General features: G+C 70.5%; 16 protein-coding genes. 4 read left to right on the top strand and 12 right to left on the bottom strand.

The features are described from left to right. Positions 1-303: 303 nt before the first annotated feature. The gene (locus DEU31_RS01875; protein ID WP_166649342.1) at positions 304-1071 is read right to left on the bottom strand and encodes a MerR family transcriptional regulator; all 768 of its coding nucleotides are present in this window, start codon (positions 1069-1071) and stop codon (positions 304-306) included. Between the two features lie 58 nt (positions 1072-1129). Here DEU31_RS01875 and DEU31_RS01870 point away from each other — a divergent pair, with 58 nt between their 5' ends. Beyond that, a complete protein-coding gene (locus DEU31_RS01870) occupies positions 1130-1933 on the top strand; it encodes a HEAT repeat domain-containing protein (RefSeq protein ID WP_133675369.1) in 804 nt (267 codons plus the stop codon). A gap of 455 nt (positions 1934-2388) precedes the next feature. On the opposite strand, the gene DEU31_RS01865 is transcribed toward DEU31_RS01870, so the two are convergent. From DEU31_RS01865 to DEU31_RS01850, 4 genes are all read right to left on the bottom strand, one after another. Continuing rightward, positions 2389-4077 carry a ribonuclease J gene (locus DEU31_RS01865; protein ID WP_133675367.1) on the bottom strand — a complete coding sequence of 563 codons (1689 nt, stop codon included), beginning with the start codon at positions 4075-4077 and terminating at the stop codon, positions 2389-2391. Between the two features lie 281 nt (positions 4078-4358). Beyond that, positions 4359-5375 carry a dienelactone hydrolase family protein gene (locus tag DEU31_RS01860; protein ID WP_243733668.1) on the bottom strand — a complete coding sequence of 339 codons (1017 nt, stop codon included), beginning with the start codon at positions 5373-5375 and terminating at the stop codon, positions 4359-4361. After that, on the bottom strand, positions 5362-6984 hold the full coding sequence (locus DEU31_RS01855; protein WP_133675365.1) for an alpha-L-arabinofuranosidase C-terminal domain-containing protein: 1623 nt from the start codon (positions 6982-6984) through the stop codon (positions 5362-5364). The genes DEU31_RS01860 and DEU31_RS01855 overlap by 14 nt, the downstream gene beginning before the upstream one ends. 192 nt (positions 6985-7176) lie before the next feature. Next, entirely contained in the window at positions 7177-8694 is a 1518-nt protein-coding gene (locus tag DEU31_RS01850) for an alpha-N-arabinofuranosidase (RefSeq protein ID WP_133675363.1), read from the bottom strand. A 346-nt stretch (positions 8695-9040) separates the two neighbouring features. Here DEU31_RS01850 and DEU31_RS01845 point away from each other — a divergent pair, with 346 nt between their 5' ends. Genes DEU31_RS01845 through DEU31_RS01835 form a run of 3 tightly spaced genes read left to right on the top strand, consistent with a single transcriptional unit; the run spans position 9041 to position 11555 of the window. After that, entirely contained in the window at positions 9041-10123 is a 1083-nt protein-coding gene (locus DEU31_RS01845; RefSeq protein WP_133675359.1) for a LacI family DNA-binding transcriptional regulator, read from the top strand. Next, positions 10120-10923 carry a thymidylate synthase gene (locus DEU31_RS01840; RefSeq protein ID WP_133675357.1) on the top strand — a complete coding sequence of 268 codons (804 nt, stop codon included), beginning with the start codon at positions 10120-10122 and terminating at the stop codon, positions 10921-10923. The genes DEU31_RS01845 and DEU31_RS01840 overlap by 4 nt, the downstream gene beginning before the upstream one ends. Beyond that, positions 10920-11555, top strand: a complete 636-nt coding sequence (locus tag DEU31_RS01835) for a dihydrofolate reductase (RefSeq protein ID WP_243733667.1) — start codon at positions 10920-10922, stop codon at positions 11553-11555. Before DEU31_RS01840 ends, DEU31_RS01835 begins: the two co-directional genes overlap by 4 nt. A 100-nt stretch (positions 11556-11655) precedes the next feature. Here DEU31_RS01835 and DEU31_RS01830 read toward each other — a convergent pair whose 3' ends face one another. The 7 genes from DEU31_RS01830 to DEU31_RS01800 all read right to left on the bottom strand — a co-directional run bounded on the left by DEU31_RS01830 (position 11656) and on the right by DEU31_RS01800 (position 19318). Next, positions 11656-12939, bottom strand: coding sequence for a hypothetical protein (locus DEU31_RS01830; protein ID WP_133675355.1), 1284 nt, complete (start codon positions 12937-12939; stop codon positions 11656-11658). A gap of 116 nt (positions 12940-13055) precedes the next feature. Next, positions 13056-14009, bottom strand: a complete 954-nt coding sequence (locus tag DEU31_RS01825; RefSeq protein WP_133675353.1) for a glycoside hydrolase family 43 protein — start codon at positions 14007-14009, stop codon at positions 13056-13058. Then, the gene (locus DEU31_RS01820) at positions 14006-14860 is read right to left on the bottom strand and encodes a carbohydrate ABC transporter permease (protein ID WP_133675351.1); all 855 of its coding nucleotides are present in this window, start codon (positions 14858-14860) and stop codon (positions 14006-14008) included. Before DEU31_RS01820 ends, DEU31_RS01825 begins: the two co-directional genes overlap by 4 nt. Further along, the gene (locus DEU31_RS01815; protein WP_133675349.1) at positions 14857-15879 is read right to left on the bottom strand and encodes a sugar ABC transporter permease; all 1023 of its coding nucleotides are present in this window, start codon (positions 15877-15879) and stop codon (positions 14857-14859) included. The genes DEU31_RS01820 and DEU31_RS01815 overlap by 4 nt, the downstream gene beginning before the upstream one ends. Further along, positions 15876-17162, bottom strand: coding sequence for a sugar ABC transporter substrate-binding protein (locus DEU31_RS01810; RefSeq protein ID WP_166649341.1), 1287 nt, complete (start codon positions 17160-17162; stop codon positions 15876-15878). Before DEU31_RS01810 ends, DEU31_RS01815 begins: the two co-directional genes overlap by 4 nt. 184 nt (positions 17163-17346) lie before the next feature. Then, positions 17347-18270, bottom strand: coding sequence for a carbohydrate ABC transporter permease (locus DEU31_RS01805; protein ID WP_133675345.1), 924 nt, complete (start codon positions 18268-18270; stop codon positions 17347-17349). Between the two features lie 82 nt (positions 18271-18352). Next, positions 18353-19318 (bottom strand): sugar ABC transporter permease, encoded by a 966-nt coding sequence (locus DEU31_RS01800; RefSeq protein ID WP_133675343.1) that lies wholly within the window; start codon positions 19316-19318, stop codon positions 18353-18355. Positions 19319-19372 lie beyond the last annotated feature (54 nt).

The following is a 19372-nucleotide window of genomic DNA, read 5'->3' as shown; positions in this document are numbered from 1 at the left end:
GAGCTTCCTCGCCAGCTGCGCTCTCGCCGATCACCAAGCTGCCCGCAACACGCCCAAGACAGCCACAGCGAGCCCTCCGGGGGCCGCCACACAAGGTGCATCTAGCGAGACGAGAACTACTCGGAGACTTCCCCAGTCGCCGGAGCAGCACCAAACAGGTACACCCCAGCAGGACAGTTACTGGCCAATCATTTACGGTTCCCATTACGGCTCAAAGGTGCACTTTTGCGACACATCCGTCGCACTGGGTATACCCCATCGTGACATTCCCGCGGAACGAGGGCGGCATACTCGAAGAGGCGCTCAGGGTGCAAGCCCGAGTCGATGCGTGGCGAAGTGCTTGATAGCTGTTCCAAGCCAGGCAGGAAGCGCGGGATCAACGGACTCGACGATCGCTCGTTGGTCGACGTCGGTCTCGATCAAGTCACCGATGTCGTAGTACGTCGCGGGGTCGACCGGCCACACCGCTTGGACAGCTTCGTAGTGTTCGGCGACGAGATCGAGTGCTTGGGACGAGGCGGGAGCAACTCCGGCGCGCCGTGCGCGCGAGAGGCGCCCGTAGAGCTCGTCACCGGTGGTGGCCATCTCGTCGTGGTCACTCCGTGCCCAGCCCTCCATGCAAGAGATGCCGTGTTGCAGAGCTCTCACGGCTTCTTCGCCGAATCGCTCATGCAAGGTGGCAGCGAGGCTGTCCCGGGTCTGATGCAAGCCGCGGAAGAAGTCGACGTCGGGCAGTCGTCGATGACCTTCGAGATCGGCGATCGTCCGGTTGATGGTGGTGGCTATCTGGTCGAGTCGATCGCGCTCCGCGAGGACCAGCGCCAGGTGCCGGCGTAGCGCGGCCGTTTCGTCTTCGGAACCGGCAAGGATCGCCCCGATCTCCGGTAGCGGAACGTCCATCTCGCGCAGGAGCAAGATCCGCTGCAGGCGACGCAGCTCGTCCCGGCCGTACCAGCGGTAGCCATTGGCGGCGACCGCTGCGGGGGCCAGAAGACCGATCTCGTCGTAGTGGCGAAGTGTGCGCGTTGATACACCCGCCATCTTCGCCGCATCACTGATCGAGTACTGCACGATCCCAGAGTATCCAGGTTTGACCTTCCCGTTACGGCAACCTCTAGCGTCCCCTGTCATGACTCCCAGCCAGCCCACCACCAGCGACGTCGTACCAGCGCCTATCGAGTTCACCGGGGACCCCGCGGTCGACAGGGCGCTCCGCGGACTGATCGATATCGACCGCGACGTGCGTCAAGCTGCTGCCCTCGAACTCGGCACGCTCGCTGTGCCCGCGACCGCACCGGCCCTCGTTGCTCGACTGTGGTCCGAACGGGACTTCTTTGTGCGCGACACGATCTCGTGGGCTGCGGCTCGGATCGCCGACGCCGCCGTTCCACTGCTGCTCGACGCCCTGGACAGCACTGACCCCGCCGCTCGAGTGCAATCCCTGCACGTGCTGAGCAAGATCGCACACCCGTCCACCCTGGACGCCATCCTTCCTCTCGCGGACGACAGCAACTCTGACGTGGCTGCGAAGGCTCGGTGGGCGCTCACACGCATCGGAGACCCCCGGACCATACCCATCCTCACCAGGCACTTAGGCGAAGGGGACGACAGCCGCTGGAACAGCCTGACCCGCGAGCTCGCGACCTTCGGAGAGGCTGCCGTGCCCGCACTGACCGCCGCGCTATCCGACGCTGCACCCACAGTTCGCCGGCATGCCGCGGAGGTGCTCTGCTTCGTCGGGCCTGCCGCGGAAGCTGCGATGAACGCTCTCGCGACAGCACTCGACGATGCCGATGCCGACGTACGAACCTCCGCCGCTATGGCCCTCTTCGACCTGGATACGCCGTCCACTCGGGCGATACTCGCTCGCCAAGTCGAATCACGAGACCCTCGGTTGCGTGCAATAGCCAAGCGCGTCAGGACCGACGCGTGATCAGGCACCAACCTTGGCGTACTGCACGAGCTGGCGACACCCCAACGTGACACTTCTGCTGCATTGAGCAGCACCCTGCGTGACAGCTACGGCACCGTAAGCTCCCCCGTCCCACAGGGTCCGAAACAGCAGTTTTGGGACAGATCTGCGCTCTGAGGTATACCTCAGCATGGCAGCATGGAACCTCCCACTGGGGGCAGGCCCGGGCGCTCTTGCCCGTGATGGAACTTGCCCTCTTGAACTACAAGCGGATCCCCGGCCTGGTGAGCTCACCGCGAAAAAGCGGCCTCGGGAGGCAGAGCCAGGCGGCCTCGCGGGGAGCAGCGCAGGGCCCGCACGAGGGGCCTGCATGATCGCGATCCCCCGACGCGCCACGGGCGGCGTCCCTGCTATCCGGAGCGCCGCCCGCGGCGACCGTCATGACCGGCGCGGACCATGCCGCCCGGCTCGAGGGCTCAGCTGTCGATGACCACGGCCATCACCGCGGGCTCGCGGCGGTAGGTGCGGCGCAGGTGATTGCTGACCGTGTCGACCACGATCTGCTCGATCTCGGCGATGTCGTCGATCTTGTCGGTCTTCGACTGCGCGAGTGCCTTCTCGACCTGGGCGGAGGCGCCCTCGAAGGTCTTCTTGTCGTGCACGAAGCCCTTGGTGAGGAACTCGACCGGCTCGACCGGCTTGTGGGTCTTGGGGTCGATCAGCGCGACCACCGTGACCACGCCGCCGCCGGAGAGCATGCGGCGCTCGGCGAGGGTGTCCTCGGTGGCGGTGCCGATGGTCTGGCCGTCCACGTAGACGAGGCCCGCGTCGACCTTGCCGGCGACCTTGATCTTGCCGTCCACGAGGTCCACGACCACGCCGTCGAAGCCGACGACCACGCGGTCCTCGGGCACTCCGGTGCGTCGGGCGAGATCGGCGTTGGCGTGCAGGTGCTTGGACTCGCCGTGCACCGGCAGCACGTTCCTCGGCTTGACGATGTTGTAGCAGTACACGAGCTCGCCGGCGCTCGCGTGACCGGAGACGTGCACCTTCGCGTTGCCCTTGTGGACGATGTTCGCGCCGAGGTCGATGAGCTTGTTGATGATCCCGTAGATCGCGTTCTCGTTGCCGGGGATCAGCGAGGAGGCCATCAGCACGGTGTCGCCCTCGCCCACCTGGATCTGGTGGTCGCCGTTGGCCATGCGCGCCAGCGCCGCCATCGGCTCGCCCTGGGAGCCGGTGCAGATCAGGGTGATCTTGTGATCGGGCATCGACTGGATCTTGCGGAAGTCGACGACCAGGCCGCGGGGGATGGAGAGGTAGCCGAGCTCGCGCGCGATCTTCATGTTGCGCACCATCGAGCGGCCCACGAAGGCGACCTTGCGGCCGTTGGCGTGGGCGGCGTCGAGCACCTGCTGGATGCGGTGGACGTGGCTGGCGAAGCTCGAGACGATCACGCGGCGCGGTGAGGTCGCGAAGACCCGGTCGATCGCGGGGGTGAGGTCCCGCTCGCTCATCGTGAAGCCGGGGACCTCGGCGTTGGTCGAGTCGGTGAGGAACACGTCCACGCCCTCCTCGCCGAGGCGCGCGAAGGCGCGCAGGTCGGTGATGCGACCGTCCAGCGGGAACTGGTCCATCTTGAAGTCGCCGGTGTGCAGCACGGAGCCGGCGGAGGTGCGGATGAACACCGCGAGGGAGTCCGGGATGGAGTGGTTCACCGCGACGAACTCGAGGTCGAAGGGCCCAGCCTTCTGGCGGTCCCCGGCCTTGACCTGCATGGTCTTCGGGGTGATGCGATGCTCCTTGAGCTTCGCGGTGATGAAGGCGAGGGTCAGCTCCGAGCCGTACAGCGGGATGTCGGCCCGCTCCTTGAGGAGGTACGGGACGCCGCCGATGTGGTCCTCGTGGCCGTGGGTGAGCACGATGCCGACGATGTCGTCGAGGCGGTCGCGGATCGAGGTGAAGTCCGGCAGGATCACGTCGATGCCGGGCTGGTGGTCCTCGGGGAAGAGCACGCCGATGTCCACGATGAGCAGCTTGCCGTGGTGCTCGAACACGGTCATGTTGCGGCCGACCTCGCCGAGGCCGCCGAGCGGGGTGATGCGCAGGCCGTTCTTGGCCAGGCGAGGAGGAGCGGACAGCTTGTTGCGGGCAGCTACCTGCATAAGGGGATTCACAATCGTCGAAGGGACAGGGACTGAGGTCTCGGGTGCCGCGCGCGTCCCCTCGTCGGGGTGCGGCGTCCAGCACACCGTTCACCGTACGGCAGAAGGGGACATCTCCCCCACCCCTGGGCGCAAACACTCGATCTTGTCACTCTGACAGCGCGTGCGCGGGAGCGGCCGACGGGCGGGGCCGGTGACCGGGGCGGCCGGCGGACGCTCGCTCGCGGCGCATCTCGCGACCGACGGAGACCTCGGCCGCCCGGCGACCGACGGCGGCACCCTCAGCCGGCGAGGTGCTCGCACAGCGCCTCGAGGGAGCGCTCGGCGCGGAAGGCATGTCCGCCCGGGGTGACGACGAGCTCGGGCGGGACGGCACCGTACGCCTCCCACACCGGCCGCAGCTGCGCGAAGGCCCCACGTGTCGCGGCGATCGGGAAGATGGGGTCGCGCTCCCCCGCCTCGATCACCAGCGGGCGCGGGGCGATCAGCGCGGCGATGTCCGCCATCTCGAGCTCGGGCAGCAGGCCAGGGACGATGTTGCAGGGGCAGTGCCGGATGGAGGCGATGCTCGCTGCGAAGCTGCAGAAAAAGGTCGCGACCAGCGCCGCGGAGATCGTCTCGTCGGCCGCGGCCAGCAGCAGGGCGACCGCCCCTCCCCCGGAGCCGCCGGCGACGGCGACCCGTTGCGGGTCGACGTCCGGCAGGGCGCGCAGCGCCTGGACGGCGGCGCGGGCGTCGGCGATGCGGCGACCCATGACCGGTCGGCCGTGCAGCAGGTGGCGCGCGGCGTCGATCTCGCAGGTCTTCTCCTCGGGCACCCGGGGGGCGCCGCCCGGCGGGGGCGGGACGCGGCGTCGGCCGAAGCTGATCATCTCCGGGCACAGCACCGTCAGTCCGGCGCGGACGAGCTTGTGGGCGAGGGCGTCGTGGTACTCGTCGGGAGGGTCGGTCGCGACGAGGGCGTCGATGCCGCGACCGTGCCCGGCGACCAGCACGACGCCGGCGCCGGTGTCGACGGCCGGGTCGGGGCGCAGCAGGAACGCCGGGATCACGTCGGGGTCGGCATCCGGCGCGGCTCCTGGCTCCCCGCACGGGGCGAGCAGCTGCACCTCGACCGGGCCGCCGTCCGACGGGGCCGGCGGCACGGCGGCGAGGCTTCCCTCCGTCGTGGTGGGGTCGAGACCCAGCAGGGTGCGGAGGTGCTCGCGGCGCTCCTCCGCACCACCGGCCGACGCACCGGACCTCTCCACTCTCGCGCCCTGCCGGGGCTGGTCGGCGCCGCGGTCAGGCGAGGTCAAGCCGCACCGTCGCGAAGGAGTGCGGCGGCAGGGTCACCTCGAGCCCGCGCTCGTGCTCGCGCACGTCCGTCAGCGGCACCGGGGCGACGGCGTCCGGTTTCTCGGGGGTGTTGTGGGCGGCGGTCGTGGCGCCGGTCAGCACGGTCACCTCATGGCCCACGACCTCACGGCCGCGCAGGTCCAGGACGAGGGTGCGAGGCTCGTCGGCCGAGAGGTTCGACAGCGAGACGAGCGCCGTGCCCTCGTCGGCCCGCAGCGAGGCGGAGGCGGAGACCAGCGGCAGCGGGCGGCCGTCGACCTCGGCGACCTCCTCGGGCAGCAGCAGGTGGGCGTCGAGCGCGGCGGCGTCCTGGTGCCCGGCGTTCATGGCGAAGACGTGGTACGTCGGGGTGAGCACGAGCGCGCCGGAGTCCGGGTCGGTGAGGATCATCGCCTGGAGCACGTTCACGGTCTGGGCGATGTTCGCCATGAGGAGCCGGTCCGCGTGGCGGTGGAAGCCGTCGAAGTGCAGCGAGGCGACGAGCGCGTCGCGCACGGTGTTCTGCTGGTACAGGAATCCGGGGTTCGTGCCGGGCTCGACGTTCCACCAGGTGCCCCATTCGTCGAACACCAGGCCGACCTTCCTGTACGGGTCGTGGCGGTCCATGACGGTGGCGTGGCGGGCCACGAGCTCCTCGGCGCGGACGGCGCGGGAGAGGGTGCGGTACCACTCCTGGTCGCTGAACTCGGTGGCGCTGCCCTTGTCCTCCCACGGCCCGGACATCGTGTAGTAGTGGAGGGAGATCGCCTGGAAGGGGCCGGGCCGGCCGTCACGGCCCTCGAGGCCGTCGATCGCGCGCATCAGCGCCTCGGTCCAGGCGTAGTCGCCGTCGGAGGCGCCGGCGGCGATGCGGGTGACCTGGTTGTCGCCGTGGTCGCGCACGTAGGTGGCGTACTGGCGGGCGAGCGCGGCGTAGTCCTCGGCGCGCATGTTCCCGCCGCAGCCCCAGGCCTCGTTGCCGATGCCGAAGAACGGCACGGTCCACGGCTCGTCGCGGCCGTTCTCGCGGCGCAGCGCCGCCATCGGCGAGTCGTCGGCGCGGGTGAGGTACTCGATCCAGTCGCTCATCTCGCGCACCGTGCCGGAGCCGACGTTGCCGTTGACGTACGCCTCGGTGCCGAGCAGCTCGACGAGGTCCATGAACTCGTGGGTGCCGAAGGAGTTGTCCTCGACGATGTCGCCCCAGTGGGAGTTGACCATGCGGGGGCGGTCCCCGCGCGGGCCGATCCCGTCGCGCCAGTGGTAGTCGTCGGCGAAGCAGCCGCCGGGCCAGCGCAGGTTCGGGATCCGCAGGGCTCGCAGCGCCTCGACCACGTCGGTGCGGATGCCGCGCACGTTAGGGATCTCGGAGTCCTCGCCCACGTAGAAGCCGCCGTAGATGCAGCGGCCCAGGTGCTCGGCGAAGTGGCCGTAGAGGTGGCGGGAGATCGTGGCGCCGGGCAGGTCCAGGTCGATCACGACGCGGGCGGGCCCGTCGGTCTCTCCGGTGCGCGGGGCGAGCGGGCGGGTGCCGGTCGAGGTCGGGGCGAGGGCGCCGAGGAGGCCGGTGGTCAGGGTGCGGGCGGTCATCGAGGGCTCCTCGGGGAGGTAGGACGGGACGACGGGGCGGAACGTCTGCAGAAAGGGGATCCCAGCGGCACGCTGCGGCGCTCAGCGGCTCAGCGTGCCGCTGGAAGCCCACATCTGCAGACGCGGTCGGTGGGTGTGGGTGGGTGGCGGCCCGGCCGGGGTCGCTCCACCCGGCCGGACCGTGTCAGGGGGTCAGGCCCGGCGGGCCAGACGGATCATCGACCAGGAGATCGCGGGCAGCGCGCCGACGAGGTGGCCGCCGTCCAGCGCGACCGAGTCGTTCGGTGCGGGCACGACGGTCTCGGGCGCGTCCTGGGTGTTCGCGGCGTAGGGGTCCTCGTGGTGGAGGGTGACGGCCTCGACCAGCTCGAGATCGCCGAAGCCGCTCAGGTCCGCGTTCAGCGCCTGCTCGCCCTCGGGCCCGCGGTTCACCACGAACAGGGTCAGCGCGCCGGACTCCTCGTCCCAGGTCGCCACCGCATCGGCCGCAGAGCTCTTCCCGAAGCGGGCGTTCTCGAAGCTCGGCGCCGTCACGCGCACGTCGAGCACCTGCCCGGCCGCGTGACGGGAGGTGAGCGCGAAGGGATGGAAGGTGGTCTGCTTCCAGGCCTCCCCGCCGGGCGCGGTCATGATCGGGGCGATGACGTTGACGAGCTGGGCGAGGGACGCGGAGGCGACGCGGTCGCTGTGGCGCAGCAGGGAGATCAGCAGGTTGCCGAAGACGACGGCGTCCATCGCGCTGTAGGTGTCCTCGAGCAGCACCGGTGCGACCGGCCAGTCGTCACCGCTGGGCGGGCGGGACTCGGCGCGGTGCTGGTACCAGATGTTCCACTCGTCGAAGCTGATCATGATGCGCTTGTCGCGCTTGAGCTTGGCGCGCACGTGGTCGGCGGTCGCGACGACGGAGTCGATGAAGTGGTCCATGTCGTCGGCTGAGGCGAGGAAGGAGGCCTGGTCGCCGTCCTTCTCCGAGTAGTAGGCGTGGGCGGAGATCATGTCGACCAGGTCGTAGGACTCGGTGAGGACGGTGTTCTCCCAGGCCGCGAAGGTCTCCATCTGCGAGCTGGAGGAGCCGCAGGCGATCAGCTCGAGCTCCGGGTCCTCCTGGCGCATGAGGCGGGCGGCCTCGGTGGCGATCCGGGCGTACTCCTCGGCGGTCTTGTGCCCGGCCTGCCAGGGGCCGTCCATCTCGTTGCCCAGGCACCACATGCGGATGCCGTAGGGCTCGGCGTGGCCGTTCTCGGCGCGCTGGTCCGAGTACGCGATGCCCTGCGGGGCGTTCGCGTACTGGAGCACGTCGAGCGCCTCCTCGATCCCGCGGGTGCCGAGGTTCACCGCGTACATCGGCTCGACCTCGGCCTTGCCCGCCCAGGCCATGAACTCGTCGAGCCCGACGGTGTTGGGCTCGGTGGAGTGCCAGGCGAGGTCGTGGCGGGCGGGGCGCTCCTCGACAGGGCCCACGCCGTCCTCCCAGCGGTAGCCGGAGACGAAGTTCCCGCCCGGGTAGCGCACGGAGCTCACGCCGAGCTCGCGGGTCAGGGCGAGCACGTCGGCGCGGAAGCCATCCTCGTCGGCCGAGGGGTGGTCCGGCTCGAAGATGCCGGTGTAGACGCAGCGCCCGAGGTGCTCGACGAAGGCGCCGAAGGTGCGACGGCGCACGGGTGCGACCTGGAAGGACGGGTGCAGGGTGAGGGTGACGGGCGAAGACATCGGTGTCGGCATCCTTGGAGTGGGGCGGGCCGGCGATGCGGCGTCGGAGCGACGATCGACGGCGGAGCGAGGGAGCGGCGAGGTCGTGCCACCGGGCAGCTGCGCCCGGCGCGACGACAGTTTATACAACGTTGCAAACATGCTTCCACAGGCCTGCCTCCCCGTCAACGGCGTCCCGCCGCTCCCGGGCTTCTGCAGAAACGGGACTCCATCGGCACACTGAGCCGCTCAGCCGCGCGGCATGCCGCTGCAGTCCCCTTTCTGCTGACACCCCGCCCCGGCGCTCTCGACACGACCTCGGTCACGTCGGCTCCCCCGCAGGCCCGGCGGTGCGAGAATCGACCTCATGCCCTCGAGCCCCGCGACCCGCCGCCGACGTCCGCCGTCGCTGCGCGACGTCGCCGAGCTCGCGGGCGTCTCGATCAAGACCGTCTCCAACGTGGTCAACGACTACCCGCACGTGAAGGACTCCACCCGCGAGAAGGTGCGCGAGGCGATCCTGCAGGTGGGCTACCGCCCCCAGGTCGCAGCGCAGCAGCTGCGCACCGGGGCGAGCGGCATGATCACCCTCGCCGTCCCCTCGCTGGACTTCTCCTACTTCTCGAACCTGGCCCAGCAGTTCATCGAGGTGGCGCAGGAGCGCGGACAGACGATCCTGCTGCACTCGACCTCCGGCGGGCGCGAGGCGGAGCGGACCGTGCTCGAGGGGTTCAAGCGCGTGCTCGGCGACGGGGTCATCTTCAACCCGCTGATGCTCGAGGAGGAGCTGTTCGCGCGGATGGAGCGCACCAGCCAGCCCACCGTGTTCATCGGCGAGCACCTGCCCGAGACGCTCCCGCAGGGCAGCGACTACGTGCGCATCGACAACGTCGGCGCCGCGTACGAGGCGACCTCGCACCTGATCGCGCAGGGCCGTCGGCGCCTGGCGTTCATCGGCGCGATCGACACCGCCCAGGGCAAGCAGCCCCACTCCTCCGGGACGATGCGGCGCGACGGCTTCCTCGCGGCGCTGGACGCGCACGACCTCGGCGGCGAGCCCGCCCGGATCCAGGTCGTGGACGACTGGCGTCGCGAGGACGGCTTCGGCGGGGCGCGCGAGCTGCTCGCGCGCCATCCGGAGGTCGACGGGATCGTGTGCGGCAACGACGACCTCGCCACCGGCGCGCTCGCTATGCTTCGCCGCCTGGGCCGGCGCGTGCCCGAGGACGTCGCCGTGATCGGCTACGACGACACCCCCGACAGCCCCTTCACCATCCCGTCGCTGTCCACCATCGCGCCCGACAAGCTCACCCTCGCCGCGACCGCGCTGGATCTGCTCGCCGAGCGGATCCAGGGCTACGACGGCCCGCCCCGCACGATCGACACGCCGTACTCGCTGGTCGTGCGCGAGTCCACTGCCCGCCCCGAGAACGAGGAGCTCCCCCGGTGACGATCCCGACCCCCTACGAGGACCTGCTGCGCGAGGTCCTGGAGACCGGCCACGCCAAGGGCGACCGCACTGGCACCGGCACCCGCAGCCTCTTCGGCAAGCAGATCCGCTACGACCTCTCCGAGGGGTTCCCGCTGGTCACGACCAAGCGCGTGCACACCCGGTCGATCATCGTGGAGCTGCTGTGGTTCCTGCGCGGGGACACGAACATCGGCTACCTCCACGAGCACGACGTGACGATCTGGGACGAGTGGGCCGACGAGAACGGCGACCTCGGCCCGGTCTACGGGGCGCAGTGGCGCTCCTGGCCCACCCCCGACGGCGGCATGATCGACCAGATCACCGACGTGGTCGAGCAGATCCGCACGAACCCCGACTCGCGGCGCCTGATCGTCTCGGCCTGGAACCCGGCGGACATCCCGCAGATGGCGCTCGCGCCGTGCCACGCCCTGTTCCAGTTCGAGGTGCACGACGGGAAGCTCTCCTGCCAGCTGTACCAGCGCAGCGCCGACCTGTTCCTCGGCGTGCCCTTCAACATCGCCAGCTACGCGCTGCTCACCCACATGGTCGCCCAGCAGACCGGTCTCGAGGTGGGCGACTTCGTGTGGACCGGCGGGGACTGCCACATCTACGACAACCACGTCGAGCAGGTGGAGCGGCAGCTCTCCCGTGAGCCGTACCCCTACCCCGAGCTGCGACTGAACCGCCGGCCCGACTCGATCCTCGAGTACGAGCCCGAGGACATCGAGATCGTCGGCTACCAGCACCACCCGGGCATCAAGGCTCCGGTGGCGGTGTGAGCGCGGCCGACGGGGCGAGCAGCGCAGGCGCGGCCCCGGGCACTGGCCCGGCCGCTGCGCGCGCGATGGGCGCGGCCGACGAGCTCGCAGCGAGCGAGACCGGTGCGGCCGAGGGGACGACCACACCGCGGATCGGCATGATCTGGGCGCAGGCGCGCGGCGGGGTGATCGGCGCCGGCGGCACCATGCCCTGGCACCTGCCCGAGGACCTGAGGCACTTCAAGCGCACCACCTCCGGCTCCCCCGTCGTGATGGGACGGCGCACCTGGGAGTCCTTCCCGCCGAGGTTCCGCCCCCTGCCGGGGCGGACGAACATCGTCATCACCCGCGACGACTCCCTCGACCTGCCGGGCGCGGTGCGCGCCCGCTCGCTGCCGGAGGCGCTCGAGCTCGCCGCGACCGAGGCCGGCCCGACAGGGACCACCTGGGTGATCGGCGGCGGCTCGATCTACGCCGACGCGATCGAGGTCGCCGAACGGGTGGTCGTCACCGAGATCGACCTCCAGGTCGACGGGGACACCCTCGCCCCCGAGATCCCCGCGGACTTCACGGTCACCGCTGCCGATCCTACCGAGGGCTGGCACGAGGCCGCGAACGGGCTGCGCTACCGGATCCTCACCTACTCGCGCTGAGCCGCGCCTGGTCGGCGAGGAACTCTGCCGCGGCGCGCCACGGCGCGGAGTCGGGCACCGGAGCACCGGACGCCCGACGCCGGACGCCGGACGCCGCGGTCTACTCGCCCGAGGCGGCGCCGACGAGCGACCCGGCCGCCGGCAGCTCCTCGACCACCGCGCCGTCGACCAGCATCTCGGCGCCGGGGATCTGCGCGTCGCGGGAGGTGGTGATCTCCCAGGCGCGGTCCAGCAGGGCGCCGAGCAGGCGGGGGAAGCGGGCGGCGAGGCCGTCGGCCCCGTCGTCCGCGAGCGTGACCCCCAGCGCGACCGCGCCGACCGCGGCCATGGCCATGCCCTGGCCGTACAGCGGGGTGAACATCGCGGCGGAGTCGCCGATGTGGACGAGGCCTGCGGGGCCGTCGGTCGTCTCCTCCCAGAGCTGGCGGTGGGCGCCCGCGGCCTTCGCGACCGACGGCTCCCCCACCGGCTCCGCGCCCTCGAGGGCGCTGTCCAGGGCGTCGGCGGTCTCCCGCTCAGGCAGCAGCGCGACCATGTCCAGCAGGCCCTCGAGATCGGTGGGCGGCTGGTGGCGGGCGGTGCCGGCGATGGAGAGGATGTGCTCGTCGGCCCCGCACGGCTCGAGGTCGATCGTGAAGGGGCTGTTGCCGGTCGCCGGCTGCCCGAGAGACTCGGCGCCCTCGGGCATCGCGCCCTCGCGCAGGCGCAGGCGCTGCGAGGTGTAGGCGACGTGGACGCGGGTGCCGAGGGTGCGCGGGCGCTCGAACCCGAGGCCCTCGACCCAGGTGGCGGCGCGGCTGCTGCGCCCGGCCGCATCGACGACGAGGTCGCCGTGCAGCTCGCCGGCGTCCCCGCCGCGGAGCTGCACGCCGGTCACGGTGCGCTTGTCGTCGCTGGTCAGGAGTCCGCCGACGGCGCCCTGGACCGCCTCGACGCCGGGCAGGGCGAGCACGCGGCGACGGACCACGCCCTCGAGGACGGGGCGGGTGAGCCACAGGGTGCCGGGCTCGTCGACGTCCGGGGCATCGTGCTCGTCGGTCCCGAGCGGGCCGTCGGCGGCGGCGGGGGCGCCTTCGTTCGGGGTCGCCTCGTCGAGCACGGGGTCCGCCTCGCGGGCGGCGCGCGGGGTGGCGCCGGCGGCGAGGAGATCCGCGCGCAGGCCCGGCAGGAGCTCCTCCATCTGCGCCTCGCCGAGGGCGAGCAGGCGGTGGACGGTTCCGCCCTGGGGCACGCCGCGGCGCGGGGCGAAGGCGTCGGGCCCGTCGACCGGCAGCGGGTCGCGGTCGACGATCGTGACGCGGGCGCTGTGCGGGGCGACAGCCGCGGCGGCGAGCAGTCCGGCCATGCTTCCGCCCATCACGATCGAGTGCTCGAGAGTCGTCATGGGCTGCCTCCTGCGGGACGGGGCCGCCGCGTGCCGGCGACCGTCCCTCCATCCCAGGCCAGGGACGGGAGGTAAGGCAAACCTCTGTGATCTTTGCGGCGTTCCCAGGGCCGGTGTCAGCTCCCCAGGGCCGCGGTCGCCTCCCCGGGGCCGACGACGGGACGCCTCGGCAGGACCCGCAGCGAGGGCGGATCCTCCCCCACCGCGAGCTCGCGCAGATGCATGTACCGGCCGCTGGCCGCGTCGTCCCAGGCGTGGAACGCGATGAGCGGGCGACCGTCGGGGCCCTGGGTGCAGGAGTTGTGTCCAGGACCGATGAACTCCTCGTCCGTGCGCAGGAGCACGTCCTCTCCCGCCTCCGGCACCGTCCACGGCCCCTCGGGCGAACGGGACCAGGCCCACGCGGTGCGATAGCCCGGCCCCTGCCAGGACCCGCCGGAGAAGGTCATCAGCAGCAGCCCCCCGGCGAGAAGGACATGCGGTCCCTCGAGCGTGTGCCAGTCCAGCACCTGCCCGTACATCTCGCGGTCGTGGGCGAAGACCTGCCAGTCCGCATATGGCGCGAGCACCTCGTGGATCGGGCCGAGCACGGTGGGGGTGAGCAGCTCGGCGCCGGCGAGGTGGGTGCCGGGACGCTCGTGGTCCAGCACGTCGCGGGCGAAGAACAGCCACCAGCGCCCGTCGGGCAGGCGGCACGGCGAGGCGTCGATCGCGAACGGCTCCTCGGGGGTGAGCACCGCACCCTGATCCTGGAACGGGCCCTCGGGCGCGTCGGCCCGGGCGACCCGCACCCGGTGGCCGCGGTCTCCGTGGCCGACGGAGTAGTACATCCACCAGGCACCGTCGCGCTCGCACACCTCGGGTGCCCAGTACGACTCCCCCGCCTCGGGGCCGAGCGCTTCGAGGACGTTCCCGATCCCGCGCCAGGAGTCGAGGTCCTCCGAGAACGCGGCGGGCACTGCCCTCCCGTCCCGGACGGGCCCCGTGCCGTAGGCGATCCAGCCTCCCGGCACGCGGACCACGTCCGGATCGGCCAGCGGCATCTCCCAGGCGGGGACGGCGCGGCTCATCCCTTCAGGCCCGTCGCCGCGATGCCCGCCACCAGGTAGCGCTGGAGCACGAAGAACACCAGCAGCACCGGGATGAGGCTCACCGTCGCCGCCATGAACAGGCCCCCGTAGTCGAAGGTCTGCGCGGTGAGGAAGGAGGACAGGTAGATCTGCACCGTCATCGCGTTCTGCCCGTCGCCGGCGACCACCAGCGGCCACAGGAACGCGTTCCAGGAGCCGATGAGCCCCAGCACGGTCAGCGCGGAGGCGAACGGCAGGGTGTTGGGGAAGACCACCCGGAAGAAGGTGCGGAAGAATCCCGCGCCGTCGATGTACGCGGCCTCCTCGATCTCCCGGGGGAAATTCACGTAGAACTGCCGGAACAGGAACACGTTGAACGCACTGAACAGGCCCGGGACGATGAGGCCCTGCAGCGTCCCGATCCAGCCCAGCGACGCGACGATGATGAAGTTCGGGACGAACGCCGTGGTCGCCGGGACCAGAAGCACCACGATGACCAGGGTGAACATCGGCTTCGCGGCCCGGTTCGGGATGCGCACGAGCGCATAGCCCGCGAGCGAGGCGATGAGGATCGACAGCGAGGTGGAGACCACCGCCATGATCGCCGAGTTCATGAGCGCGTCGAGATAGCGCGGGTCCGCGAACAGCTCGGGGATCCGCTGCCACTGCGGGTCGCTCGGCCAGAACACGAAGTCCTGCGAGTAGATCTCCTCGTTCGTGGACAGGGCAGTCTTCACCATCGCGTAGAACGGGATCAGGAAGATCAGCGCGAGCACGGAGGCGACGGCATAGCGCAGCACGCGCCCGGCGCTGCTGCGCCGCTGACCGACGATGTGCAGCTGGGCGGTCATCGCGCTCCCTCCTGCGGGGTGACCGCGGGCCGACGCAGCAGCCTGCGCAGGAGACCGAAGCGTCCGCCGCGCCGGTCGTCGTCGGAGCCGAAGCCCACCAGCCACGTCTGCAGCAGCCCGGCGATCACCATGATCGCGGTGAGCACCAGGGCGCCGGCCGAGCCGCGACCGAAGTCCTGCTGCGGCCCGAGCGCGATGTTGTACAGGTACACCAGCGGCGGCCGCGTCTCGGGGTTGTTGCCGGTGAGGTTGTAGAACTCGTCGAACGCCTGGAAGGCCGCGATGAGCAGGAGCAGCAGCACCGCCGCGGAGGTGGTGCGCAGCTGCGGCAGGGTGATCAGGCGGAACATGCGGAACCCGCCGGGGCTGAGCCCGTCCACCGCCGCCGCCTCGTACAGCTGGGTGGGGATCGCCTGCAGGCCTGCGAGGAACAGCAGCATGTAGAAGCCGACCTGCAGCCAGAGCCGCACGCTGACCAGCACGATCCACCAGTACGGGGAGGCGGAGAGCCAGGAGGAGACCGACTCCATCCCGAGGACGCCGAGGACCTGGTTGACCACACCGGACTCCAGGCCGTTGAACAGCGACAGCCGCCACACCACGCAGGCGACGACGTAGCTGCAGGCGGTGGGCAGGAAGAACACCGAGCGGAAGAACATCTGGAAGCGCGGCAGGCCGTTGACCAGCACCGCAAGGGCCAGCGAGGACGCCATCGTCACCGGCACGATGAACAGTGCGAAGACGATGAAGGTGCGCAGGGACTGCAGGAACGCCGTGTCGACGAGGAAGCCGCGGAAGTTGTCCAGGCCGATGAACTTCGTGGGCAGCACGGTGCCGCGCGCCTCGAACAGGCTCAGGGTCCCGCCCCAGATCAGCGGCAGGATCGTGAAGACGAGCAGGCCCACCAGGAACGGGGTGAAGAACAGCCAGAACGCGAGGCCGCTGCCCTTGATCCTGGTGGGACCGGTGCGGGCCGCTCGCGCCGGGGCGGCGGCCCGCACCTCGGTCGAGGCGCTCACGACCCGATCGCCCGGTTGCTGGCCTCCTCGGCCTTCGCCAGCTCCTCGGCGGGGTCGGCGCCGTTCTTGAGGATGTTGCTGACCGCGTCCGAGTGCGGGGTGCTGATGTCACCGGTCCACTCGGGCGGGCCGGTCACGCCCATGTCCTTGGCCATGGTCGCGATCTCGAGGCCGTTGCCCTCCTTGAGCGCCTCGGCCTGCTCGGCCACGGCGGTGATCGGCGGGATGTGGAAGCCGTAGCTGAGCGCCCAGTCGGTCTGGGACTCGGTCTGATCGATCCACAGCCACTTCGCGAACTCCTTGGCCGCGTCGATCTTCTCGCTGTTGCCGGCGACCTGCTCGTTCCACGAGCCCATGAACGCGACCTGGCGCCCGTCCGCGCCGACGGCGGGATGGGGGAAGACGCCGATGTCGTCCAGCTGCTCCTCGAGGGCCGGCAGCGCCCAGCAGCCGCCCCAGGTGATCGCGGAGAGCCCGGCGGCGAAGGCCGCGGGATCGGCCCAGTCCGAGGGCGCGCCGGTCAGCAGCACCCCGTCCTCGATCATCTGCTGGACGGCGCCGAGCCCCTCGGCGTAGCCGGGCGTGTTGTAGGCGACGGCGTCCTTCGCCTCGTTCATCGGGGAGCCGCCGGCCGCCCAGACCATCGCCCAGGAGTTCGCATCGAAGTTGTTGCCGAGGAACAGGCCCTTCTGATCGGGCGTCGTGAGCTCGGTGGCGGCGGCGACGAGGTCGTCCCAGGTCTCCGGCGGCTGGATCCCGGCCTTCTCGAACAGGCTCTTGCGGTAGTAGAAGTGCTGGGGATCAAGGATCATCGGGATGCCCCAGATCTTGCCGTCGATCGTGACGGGTCCGAGGGACGCCTCGTTGAACTGGTCCTTGACCGGCTCCATGACGTCGGTGAGGTCGACGTAGCGGCCCTGCTCGGCCTGGTCCACGGCGATGGCGTTGTTCTCGAACACGTCCACGCCGCCGCCGGAGAGCAGCGCGGTGGAGAGCCGCGCCGCGTAGTCGCCGGTGACCCAGTTGACGTTCACCGTCGCCTTGTTGTACCCCTCGACATACTTCTTCACGGCCTCCTGCGTGCCGTCCTCGCCGTACTGGTGGTACCACTGCGAGAGCGTCTCGCCACCACCGCCTCCGCCGGTGTCGGTGAGGCCGCCGGTGTTACCGCCGCACGCGGCGAGCGTGCCGCCGGCGAGGGCGACGCCGCCGAGGCCGAGGGCGCTGCGCCGGGAGAGCCGGCGGGATCGGGGGGAGCCGGGAAGAGCAGCGTTGCGGGTCATAGCCATCTCCTGTGATGTGCCAGGTCGTCGCCGGGGCGACGCAGCACCGCGCCGTCGCGGTGCTGACCCGAGTTTAACGTTGTAAACCGTAACCTCGGTCACATCTCTGCAACGGTTCCGGGAGGGGCGGACGACCTGGCCGCACCCTCCCGGACCTCGCGGCGCTCAGCCCAGTGCGCTGCGCTCAGGTGCCGGCGATGCCGGTGGTGGCGATGCCCTTGATGATCTGACGCTGGAAGAACATGAACACTACGATCAGCGGCAGCGCGGCGAGCATCGCCTGGGCCATGTTCTGCGCGTACTGGATGCCGTATGCGCTGATCACGGTCTGCAGGCCCGTCGGCAGCGTCATCAGGTTCGAGTCGTTGACGACGATGAAGGGCCACAGGAAGTTGTTCCACGCGCCGATGAACACGAAGATCGCGACCGCGCCGAGGATCGGGCGGGACAGCGGCAGCACGATCGACCAGAAGATCCGCAGCCGGCTCGCGCCGTCCATCAGCGCGGCCTCCTCCAGCTCGAAGGGGATCTGGTCGAAGAACTTCTTGAGGATGAACACCATCGGGGCCGCGACCACCTGCGGCAGGATGATCCCCCAGTAGGTGTCCACCAGGTTCAGCGAGAGCATCAGCTGGAACAGCGGCACGATGAGGATCTGACCGGGGATCATGATCGAGGCGACGATCAGCATCACCACCATCTGCCGCCCCGCGAAGCGCAGGCGGGAGAGGGCGTAGCCGGCCAGCGCCGAGATCGCGACGGTGATCAGGGTGACCGCCGCTGAGGTGATCAGGCTGTTCCACGCCCAGCGGGGCACGAGCCCCTCGCGCAGCACGTTCAGATAGGCCTCGAGGGTGAAGCCGTTCTCCGGCACGATCGTCACCGGCATCGCCGCGGCCTCCGCCTCCGTCTTGAAGGAGGTCAGCGCCGCCCACAGCACCGGGGTGAGCCAGGCGAGGGCGAACACGGCGAGGATCACGAAGGCGAGGATCCGAGCGGGGGCGGGGCCGCGTCGGCGTCGGCCGGCGACGGTCACGGGCTGGGCCTTCGCGGCGGCCCGGGGGCGCACGGGCACGGCGGGGGCGGCGACGGGGTTCGCGGCGCTCATGAGCGGAACTCCTTCGACGTGGAGGGGAACGGGGCGGGGGACGGGAGCGCGGCCTGTGCCGGGCGGGCGGTCGGGGTCGGGGTCATGCCTTCACGCTCCGTCGGGAGGAGATCACCATGTAGGCGATCGAGACGATGATGATCAGGAAGAAGAAGATGTACGAGATCGCCGAGGCGTAGCCCAGGCGGTACCCGGTGAAGCCGACCTCGTAGATGTACAGCAGCACCGGGCGGGTGGAGCCGCCGGGGCCGCCGCCGGTCATCTGGTAGATCTGGTCGAAGACCTTCAGCGAGGCGAGCATCTGCAGCACGAGCACCAGCACCGTCGTCGGCGCGAGCTGCGGCAGGGTGATCGAGCGGAACTTCTGCCAGGCGCCGGCGCCGTCGAGGGAGGCGGCCTCGTAGAGCTGGTCGGGGATGTTCTGCAGCGCGGCGAGGTAGAGCAGGAAGTTGAAGCCGATGGTCCACCACACGGTGGTGATGACCACGGAGATCATCGCGGTGTTCGGGTCCTGCAGCCAGGCGGGCCCCGCGATCCCGAACCATCCCAGGATCGTGTTCACGAGCCCCAGCTGCGGGTTGTACATCCAGTTCCAGAACTGGGAGACGACGGTGGAGGCGAGCAGGAAGGGCATGAAGAAGCTCAGCCGCCAGAACCACTGCCCCGGCAGGCCGATGTTCACCAGCACCGCCAGCAGCATCGCCACCAGCACCAGCGGGATCGTGGAGAGCACGGTGAACCACACCGTGTTGCCCAGCGACGTCCACACCTGCGGGTCGCCGAGCGCCTCCTTCCAGTTCGCGAGCCCCACGAACTGGGTGTTCGTGCCGGCGAGCGAGGTGCCGGTGAAGCTCATCCACAGCCCGTAGACCGTCGGCCAGATGAGGAACAGGCCGAAGGCGAGCAGGAACGGGGCGAGGTAGAGCCAGCCGCGGAGGTTGTCGCTGCGGCGTCGGCGCCGACGGGCGGGGCTCAGCGCCGGGGTGAGCGCGGGAGAGGGGGCGGCGGTCTTCCCCGGCGGGGTGACGAGGCCGTCTGCGGTGGTCATCGAACGTCTCCTTCGACGGGCGGACGGGGCAGGGACGGGCGGGGCCGACGGATC

Source organism: Brachybacterium sp. AG952 (genome assembly GCF_004362645.1).
In the GTDB taxonomy this organism is placed as follows: Bacteria; Actinomycetota; Actinomycetes; order Actinomycetales; family Dermabacteraceae; genus Brachybacterium; species Brachybacterium conglomeratum.
Note: the sequence above shows the minus strand (reverse complement) of the source record. Positions and strands in the feature narration are given on the sequence as shown.

What these genes read in the sequence shown, in the direction of transcription:
- DEU31_RS01870 (WP_133675369.1), top strand. Translation starts at nt 1,130, where the DNA reads ATGACTCCCAGCCAGCCCACCACCAGCGACGTCGTACCAGCGCCTATC.
- DEU31_RS01865 (WP_133675367.1), bottom strand. Translation starts at nt 4,077, where the DNA reads ATGCAGGTAGCTGCCCGCAACAAGCTGTCCGCTCCTCCTCGCCTGGCC.
- DEU31_RS01855 (WP_133675365.1), bottom strand. Translation starts at nt 6,984, where the DNA reads ATGACCGCCCGCACCCTGACCACCGGCCTCCTCGGCGCCCTCGCCCCG.
- DEU31_RS01850 (WP_133675363.1), bottom strand. Translation starts at nt 8,694, where the DNA reads ATGTCTTCGCCCGTCACCCTCACCCTGCACCCGTCCTTCCAGGTCGCA.
- DEU31_RS01845 (WP_133675359.1), top strand. Translation starts at nt 9,041, where the DNA reads ATGCCCTCGAGCCCCGCGACCCGCCGCCGACGTCCGCCGTCGCTGCGC.
- DEU31_RS01830 (WP_133675355.1), bottom strand. Translation starts at nt 12,939, where the DNA reads ATGACGACTCTCGAGCACTCGATCGTGATGGGCGGAAGCATGGCCGGA.
- DEU31_RS01825 (WP_133675353.1), bottom strand. Translation starts at nt 14,009, where the DNA reads ATGAGCCGCGCCGTCCCCGCCTGGGAGATGCCGCTGGCCGATCCGGAC.
- DEU31_RS01820 (WP_133675351.1), bottom strand. Translation starts at nt 14,860, where the DNA reads ATGACCGCCCAGCTGCACATCGTCGGTCAGCGGCGCAGCAGCGCCGGG.
- DEU31_RS01810 (WP_166649341.1), bottom strand. Translation starts at nt 17,162, where the DNA reads ATGACCCGCAACGCTGCTCTTCCCGGCTCCCCCCGATCCCGCCGGCTC.
- DEU31_RS01805 (WP_133675345.1), bottom strand. Translation starts at nt 18,270, where the DNA reads ATGAGCGCCGCGAACCCCGTCGCCGCCCCCGCCGTGCCCGTGCGCCCC.
- DEU31_RS01800 (WP_133675343.1), bottom strand. Translation starts at nt 19,318, where the DNA reads ATGACCACCGCAGACGGCCTCGTCACCCCGCCGGGGAAGACCGCCGCC.